5 protein-coding genes and 1 pseudogene are annotated in these 7,160 nt (G+C 65.2%); 5 read left to right on the top strand and 1 reads right to left on the bottom strand.

The genetic code is table 11. The annotated features are described in order from the left end of the window. Positions 1-928, bottom strand: a 928-nt coding sequence (locus AC2VOU_RS07445) for an acyl-CoA dehydrogenase family protein (protein WP_486956796.1), incomplete at its 3' end; no start/stop codon positions are given. Between the two features lie 100 nt (positions 929-1,028). On the opposite strand from AC2VOU_RS07445, the gene AC2VOU_RS07440 reads away from it, so the two are divergent. The 5 genes and pseudogenes from AC2VOU_RS07440 to AC2VOU_RS07420 all read left to right on the top strand — a co-directional run bounded on the left by AC2VOU_RS07440 (position 1,029) and on the right by AC2VOU_RS07420 (position 7,044). Then, on the top strand, positions 1,029-2,819 hold the full coding sequence (locus AC2VOU_RS07440; protein WP_486956795.1) for a nitric oxide reductase activation protein NorD: 1,791 nt from the start codon (positions 1,029-1,031) through the stop codon (positions 2,817-2,819). 39 nt (positions 2,820-2,858) lie between these two features. Next, positions 2,859-3,701 (top strand): AAA family ATPase, encoded by an 843-nt coding sequence (locus AC2VOU_RS07435; RefSeq protein ID WP_486956794.1) that lies wholly within the window; start codon positions 2,859-2,861, stop codon positions 3,699-3,701. Positions 3,702-3,786: 85 nt separating this feature from the next. Further along, the gene (locus AC2VOU_RS07430) at positions 3,787-4,905 is read left to right on the top strand and encodes an ABC transporter substrate-binding protein (protein WP_486956793.1); all 1,119 of its coding nucleotides are present in this window, start codon (positions 3,787-3,789) and stop codon (positions 4,903-4,905) included. A gap of 39 nt (positions 4,906-4,944) precedes the next feature. After that, complete coding sequence (locus AC2VOU_RS07425; RefSeq protein ID WP_486956797.1) at positions 4,945-6,063, top strand: spirocyclase AveC family protein; 1,119 nt, start codon at positions 4,945-4,947, stop codon at positions 6,061-6,063. Further along, positions 6,056-7,044 (top strand): annotated as a pseudogene (locus tag AC2VOU_RS07420) (SDR family NAD(P)-dependent oxidoreductase). Before AC2VOU_RS07425 ends, AC2VOU_RS07420 begins: the two are co-directional and overlap by 8 nt. The last annotated feature ends 116 nt before the right edge of the window (positions 7,045-7,160 follow it).

Here is a 7,160-nt window from a genome sequence, read left to right as displayed (position 1 = left end):
AGCGCTGACACAACACCTCGAGATATTTGATACGCAAAGCGATCTCGCCGAGGCGCCGCAATGTCGTGGTCTCCTCGAGCACGGGCCGACCATCGATGTGGACGTCGGCGAGGTCAGCAACCAGTTCCATCAGCCGCATCTGCATCTCGGTGTCAAGGCGCGCAGCGCCCGCACGCTCGTGGCTCAGCGTCGTTGTCGCGATTCGCCAGCCTCCGTTCACCGGGCCGAGCAGCGCATCCGCCGGCACCTGCACGTCGTTGAAGAACACTTCGGCGGAGTCGGCGTCGCCGCTGAGTGTGACGAGCGGCCGGACCTCGATGCCGGGCAACGACATATCGACAATCAGGCAGGAAATGCCCTTGTGCTTCGATGCGTCGGGGTCCGTGCGCACGTACAGCTGACACCAGTCGGCGCGGTAGCCCAGCGAGGTCCAGATCTTTTGGCCGTTGACGACGAAGCAATCGCCTTGCGAATCAGAACCGCGCACGGCGCGGGTGTGCAGCGACGCAAGATCCGAGCCCGCTTCGGGTTCCGACATTCCCTGGCACCAGATATCGTCGGCGCGCATCATCCGGGGGAGCAGTGTGCGCTTTTGAGCGTCGGTACCGTACTGCATGATCGCGGGCGCGATGTTGTTCATCCCGATCACGTTGAGCGGCATCGGCACCCGAGCGCGAGTGGTCTCCTCGGCGTACACCAGTTGCTCGAGGACCGTTGCGCCGCGACCGCCGTACTCCCGCGGCCAGGAGACGGCGGCCCAGCCGGCGTCGGCCATCGTCGCGTTCCACGTTCGAAGTTTTTCGAACGCCGCGTCGTCCTTTCCGCGCTGGCGGCCGGCGGCCACGACATCGTCGGTCAGGTTTGCGGCCAACCACGCGCGCAACTCTTTGCGTACCTGTTCCACCTCTGGTGGGTACGAAAAATCCACGTTGCTTGGTTTCCTTGTATACCTCGCGCCCATTGACTGCGGCCAAGCCGGACTCTACGTTGGAACAGATATTTGGTCAACGCGTCCGGGGAGGTCGGCCGTGGCAGGCGACGCTCTTGGCGATCGGTTGCAGGCACTGGGAATGCTCGCATCTGCGCTGGCCGGCCGACCCGTGACCGTCGCCGAACTGCCACCGGGTGAACTTTCGTGGACGGACGGCCAGACGATCTTCGTCGAGGGTGCCGCGAAACTCGAGGCGATCGCCGTGCACGCATCGATGCTCGCGGCCGGCAGCCTGGACCCCGACGTCGTGCGGCCGCTGGTCCGTCACCCGCGACTGGCCAGACGCTTTCTGGCGATCGAGGGTCACCGCGCGCTGATCGCCAATAGTGAACTGCTACCAGGCGTTTTGGCTTCAATGGGTGACCGTCGCATCGCGGGCCGTAGCGACTCGCCCGCCGATTCGCTGAGCATTGCGGCCGGACGGACCGTGATCGAGGACCCAGCCCCGCAATTCGGCGTGATCCGCGCAGCGAAGGTGCTGGCTGCGAGCTCGCAACGGGGCAAAGACCAGGACCAAGAGAGCCCCGGCCATGTTCCGCGAGGCGGCGGTGCGAAGAAGCTCGAGGAGTACTCCGATCTTGCAGACGACGACATCGACGACTCCGACGACCCGGATATGTTCACCAGCCCCGTCGGCGGGGGCGGCTTCATCGGTAAGTGGTTGAAGAAGATGCTGTCTTCAACCCGGAAGTCGCGCGGCAGCGGCGGCGGGCCGCCCGGCGCGGACAATCCCACGCACCGCACGAACTCGGCGAACCGCGGTTTTCCCGCCGTCTCGTCGCTGGCCTCTACGGCGAGCGAAGACGGTGACGACCAGCAGATAGTGAGAGCCGCCGACGGCGTGCAGTATCCGGAATGGGACGCAACCCGCAAGACCTACCGGCCGGCGTGGTGCACCGTGCGCGAGGTCGAGCCGAAGATCAATCCGTCCGCGACGTACGCGATCGACGAAGCCGTCAGCGTTCGCCGCCCCCTGTCACGACTGGGGATGGGTCTGCACCGCCGTGGCCGCCAGTCGCAGGGCGACGACATCGACATCGACGCTGCGGTCGAGGCCAGGGTCGAGGTGTTGGCTCGGTCGATGCCCGATGAGGCGGTCTACCTGGACAGCCTGCGACGCCGACGTGACCTGTCAGTGCTGCTCCTTCTTGACGTATCGGGGTCGGCAGCCGAGCCCGGGACGGCGGGGCGCACCGTGCACCAGCAGCAGCTTGCGGCGGTCGCCAACCTCACCGTCGCGCTGCACGACCTGGGTGACCGAGTTGCGCTGTACGCCTACTATTCCCAGGGCCGTGGCGCGGTCAGCATGGTGCCCGTCAAACGGTTCAACGACCGCCTCGACTCCCAAGCCATGTTGCGGCTCAACAGTCTTCAGCCCGGCGCGTACTCCCGCCTTGGCGCGGCCATCCGCCACGGCTCGGCAGTTCTGGAGGCACGCGGGGGTACGCTGCGGCGGCTGTTGGTGGTGTTGTCCGATGGACTCGCCTACGACCACGGATACGAGCGGGCATACGGCGCCGCCGACGCGCGCCGTGCCCTGACCGAGGCCCGGCGCCGGGGAACAGGTTGTGTGTGTCTGACGATCGGCGCCGGAACCGACGTGCAATCGCTTCGCCGGGTATTCGGCAGCGCCGCACATGCGGCGATCGCACGCCCAGATCACCTCGCCGGGGTGATCGGGCCGCTCTTCAGGTCAGCGCTGCGGTCTGCCGAGGTTCGCCGCCAAACTTCCGCGAGCGTGCGTGTCAGTCCTGCGCACGCCGATAAGCATGTACACGCACGCACGCACGCTCGCGGGCTGGTTGAAACAAACATCTGTTCCGACTAGGCTCCAGGCACCGCAGTGTCGCGGGGCAGAAGGGAAGCTATGACCAACGAGTCCGGGCTCGCCCGCCGAAACGGCGCGACCACCGAGACCGAGAGCATGCGGCCTTACTACACGCCGATCGGCAACGAAGAGGCCGTCTTCAAGGCGGCCTACCGCCAGGGTCTGGCACTCGTGCTGAAGGGGCCGACGGGTTGCGGCAAAACCCGCTTCGTCGAGGCGATGGCGCACGATTTGGGCCGGCCGCTGATCACCGTCGCCTGTCACGACGACCTCACCACCGCCGACCTTGTGGGCCGGTATCTGCTCAAGGGTGACGAGACGGTGTGGGTGGACGGTCCGCTGACGCGGGCGGTGCGCGAGGGAGCGATCTGTTACCTCGACGAAGTGGTGGAAGCCCGACAGGACACCACCGTCGTGCTGCATCCGCTCGCGGACCACCGGCGGCAGCTGCCCGTCGAACGTCTCGGCGTGACGCTGGACGCTGCGCCCGGATTCGGCCTGGTGGTGTCGTACAACCCCGGCTATCAAAGCGTGCTCAAGGACCTCAAGGATTCGACCCGTCAGCGAATGGTCGCTATCGAATTCGGCTTTCCCGCAGCCGATGTCGAAGAGGGAATCGTTACGCACGAGGCAGGCGTCGACAGTGCCACCGCTGCCGAGCTGGTGCGGTTGGGGCAGGCCATCCGGCGGCTGGAAACCGGCGGGTTGCGTGAGGTCGCGTCGACCCGCGTGCTGATCGCGGCGGGCAGGCTCGTCGCAGAGGGTTTGACCATGCCCGACGCGGCGCGGGCCGCGATCGCCGGTCCGCTCACCGATGACGTGGCGGTGGGCAGGGCGTTGGGCGAGATGATTGAGATCTATTTGGGCCGTGCACGGGTCTGATGATTGACGCTGTATACCGCCCCAGCTAAGGTCTGAACAAATATTAGGTTTATAGCGGGCACGAGTTTGCCGCCCGGGAGGTCAGATGTCCTACGAGAGCAGCGCAGAGCCGATCAAGGTCGGCTACTTGATGGACTTCACGCTGCCGCCCGGGTTTCCCGAGGTGCTGAAGGAGTCCTTCACCCAATGCTTTGACCTGGTCTTCGAAGAGGCACGCGAACAGGGCCTGATGGATCGGGCGGTGCGGATGGTCTACCGCGAGGTGGAGGGATTGCCCAAGGGATCGGTCAAGGCGGTGATCGATGCCTTCGGTGAACTCGTTGACGAGGGTTGCCTGGTGGTGTTCGGGCCACACATCACCGACAACTGCGTGCCGACGCGCGAAGCGATCGAAGAGCGGTTCAAGGTTCCGGCGATCGCTGTCACCGGCACCGATGACTGGTTGGGCGAGTGGACTTTTGCCTTCCCGCAGGGCTCGATGACCGACGAGCCAATATTCATCGCCGATCTGGTCGCCAAGCGAGGCCTGAACAGTATCGGGGTTCTGGTCGAGCAGAACCTGATCGGTGAGAGCTACCTGAAGAACTTGCGAAGCGCTTGCGCGCGCAGGGGGATTCGGATCGTCGCAGAAGCCGCGATCGCGCAGACTGCGCAGGACATCAACGAAGCCGTTCGTACCCTCCACGACGCGAAAGCGGAAGCGATCGTGCATCTGGGTTTCGGTTTCGGGATCGTGTTCATCAATCCCGCACTGCAGGCCGTTGATTGGGATCCGCCGCGATTCACCACCACGGCCTTCCAGAACGCGTGGGTGAACCCGATTATGTGGAACGCGTTCCTGGGCTGGGTCGGGGTCGACCAGTACGACGAGGGCAACGCGATCGGTCAGGATTTCCTGGACCGCTACGCGAAGAGATACAACGGCAGCCGTCCGGAATACTGCGTGCCGGTGGTGAACCGTGACGTCGCCGCCACACTCGTGCGCGCGTTCACCGACGCGCATCCACTCAGCCCGCGCGGTGTCAAAGAGTCGTTAGAGCGCGTAAAGATGCTGCCCGCCGCGTCCGGTGCGCCCGGCACCCGGGTTTCCTTCGGCAAATGGACGCGACGGGCCTGGATGGGTGCTGGCTACCTGGTGGCCCGGAACCTCGACGCCGACGGCGTCAACTCACATCTGGTCGATCGCTTCGGAGAGGAAGGCTGACTTTTGAGCACAACGCCGCCCACGAAACAGTCCACACCAATCCAGGCCGACGAGAAGCCCACCCCGTCGCAAGGTAGCGAAAAGCGTGGCTGGGGCGGCTGGATCGCCGGCGCCGCGCTGGCGGCCTTCGCGCTGTTCTTCGTCGCGAACTGCCGCGTGGCCCTCGACCCCCGCGTCGCCAACCCGAACGTGCACGGCCGGCCGCGCCCGGTCAAGTTCCTCTTCGGGCTGGACTACATCACCTTCCTGCACGTCTCCACGATCATCATGCTGCTCGTGCTGCTGGTGGTCTTCATCAGGGGTTGGCGCCGCAATCCGGGCAGTCCGGTGATGCTGATGTTCTTGTGCACCACGCTGATCGTCTGGCAGGACCCGATCATGAACTGGGCGCCGTTCGCCGTCTACAACCCCGACCTGATCCATTGGCCGGAGTCGTGGCCACTGGTGTCGGTGTCGCCGACCGTCGAGCCATTCGTCGTATTCGGTTACGTCACTTTCTATTTCGGTCCTTACTTTCCCGCGGTCTGGATTCTGCGCAAACTACAGGCCAAGTACGGGCCGACGGCATTCGTATCGCGACACCCGCTCGTCAGCCTCGGTCTGTTGACGTGCGCCATCGGCTTCGTCTTCGACGCGTGGCTGGAGATTCAGCTCGTCCACGCCGGCATGTACATCTATTCACAGGTGATTCCGTGGGGCTCGGTGTTCACCGGTACGACGTTCCAGTTCCCGCTGATCTGGGAGTCGTTCTCGGTGACCTTCGTGATGGTGCCGGCGGCGATACTCTGCTACCGCGACGACACCGGGAAGTCGGTGGCCGAGAAGCTCGCCGCCAAAGCGAAGATCTTCCCGACGCGTCCGGTGCTCGGCACCTTCCTGGTGATGTTCGCAATCATCAACGTCTCCTACTTCGCCTACGGCGCATGGTTCGCCGCCATCAAGATCAGTCACGCCGCGACGTCGGTGGCATGCCCGTGGCCGTACCCTGAAGCCAAAGTGTATGACCCGCAAGGGTATTACGAGAAGGCGGGCGCGCAAGGCCCGTTCTCGGTCGGTGTCTGGTCAACGTGGGCGAGTGGGGAGCCGAACGGACGGCCGCACGTCAAGCCGCCGCCGTCGGGACAAGGTCGCTGCGAACCCGCGAGAACGAATGGTTGAGCCGCGCACCGTTGTCATCACCGGCGCGTCCCGCGGACTGGGGTTCGCCTCGGCCGCGCGCCTGTATCGCGAGGGTTGGCGGGTGGTAGCGGCCATGCGGGCACCCGACCGCGGGATTGCGCTGCTACACCAGGCGACGGGGGCAGGTGAAGACGACGACCGGCTGATCGGTGTGCAGCTCGACCTGTTGGATGCGGCGTCGATCGCCGCGGCGGCCAAAGTGATCGAAGAAGCCGTGGGCGCACCCTATGCGGTAGTGCACAACGCGGGGATCTCGGCCGCCGGAATGGTAGAAGAGACCGATATGGCGCTGTGGCAGAAGATGTTCGCCACCAGCGTCCTTGGCCCCGTTGCGCTCACCCAGGCTCTGCTGCCGTCGATGCGGGCGGCGGGCGAGGGACGCATCGTGCTGGTATCCAGCGCGGCCGGGGTGCGCGGCCAGCCGGGCACCGCGCCGTACTCGGCGGCCAAGGGAGCGCTGGAGCGGTGGGGTGAGGCGATGGCGTGTGAGATTGCGCCCTTCGGTCTCGGTGTCACCATTTTGGTGGCCGGCACGTATGACACCGAGATCATCACCGACGCGGGCACCACCGATGACCGCAATTTCGAGGGCCCCTACGCGCGGCTGCACAACACCATGAACACCCGCGGGCGGTTCGCAGTGAGTTTCGCCAGACCGGCAGCGCGATTCACCGACGGGCTGATCAAGGCGTTGGCTGACCAGAAGTCGTTCCGCCGCCGCGGCGTAGGCCTGGATGCCTCGATACTGTTGGCATTCAACAGGATTCTCCCGTCTTCCGGCATGCACCAGATGTCGCGGATCGTGCTCGGCATACCCAAACACGGGTCAATGCGGGGCGGGCGTGGCCGATGAAGGGTGAGTCCGCGGCCCATCGGTGGATGGCGTTGGTCGCGCGCGTTCTGCTGCAGCGCTTGGCGTCGCTGGCGGCCTTGCGCCGCAAAGGGGCTGACAAGGACTGAAGGGAATTAAGGGGTAACAATGGAACAGCTTTTTGACGACCTCGAGGATTTCGGCGCGTTCGACGACGCGATCTCCGGTGACGTGCGCGACCCGTACACAGAGCTGGCGCGGTTGC

The sequence above is a fragment of the Mycobacterium sp. TH-M25 genome (genome assembly GCF_057473665.1).
This window is presented reverse-complemented; position numbering and strand designations above follow the sequence as displayed.

Coding starts and splice junctions, on each gene's coding strand:
- AC2VOU_RS07435 (WP_486956794.1), top strand. CDS start 2,859: ATGACCAACGAGTCCGGGCTCGCCCGCCGAAACGGCGCGACCACCGAG.
- AC2VOU_RS07430 (WP_486956793.1), top strand. CDS start 3,787: ATGTCCTACGAGAGCAGCGCAGAGCCGATCAAGGTCGGCTACTTGATG.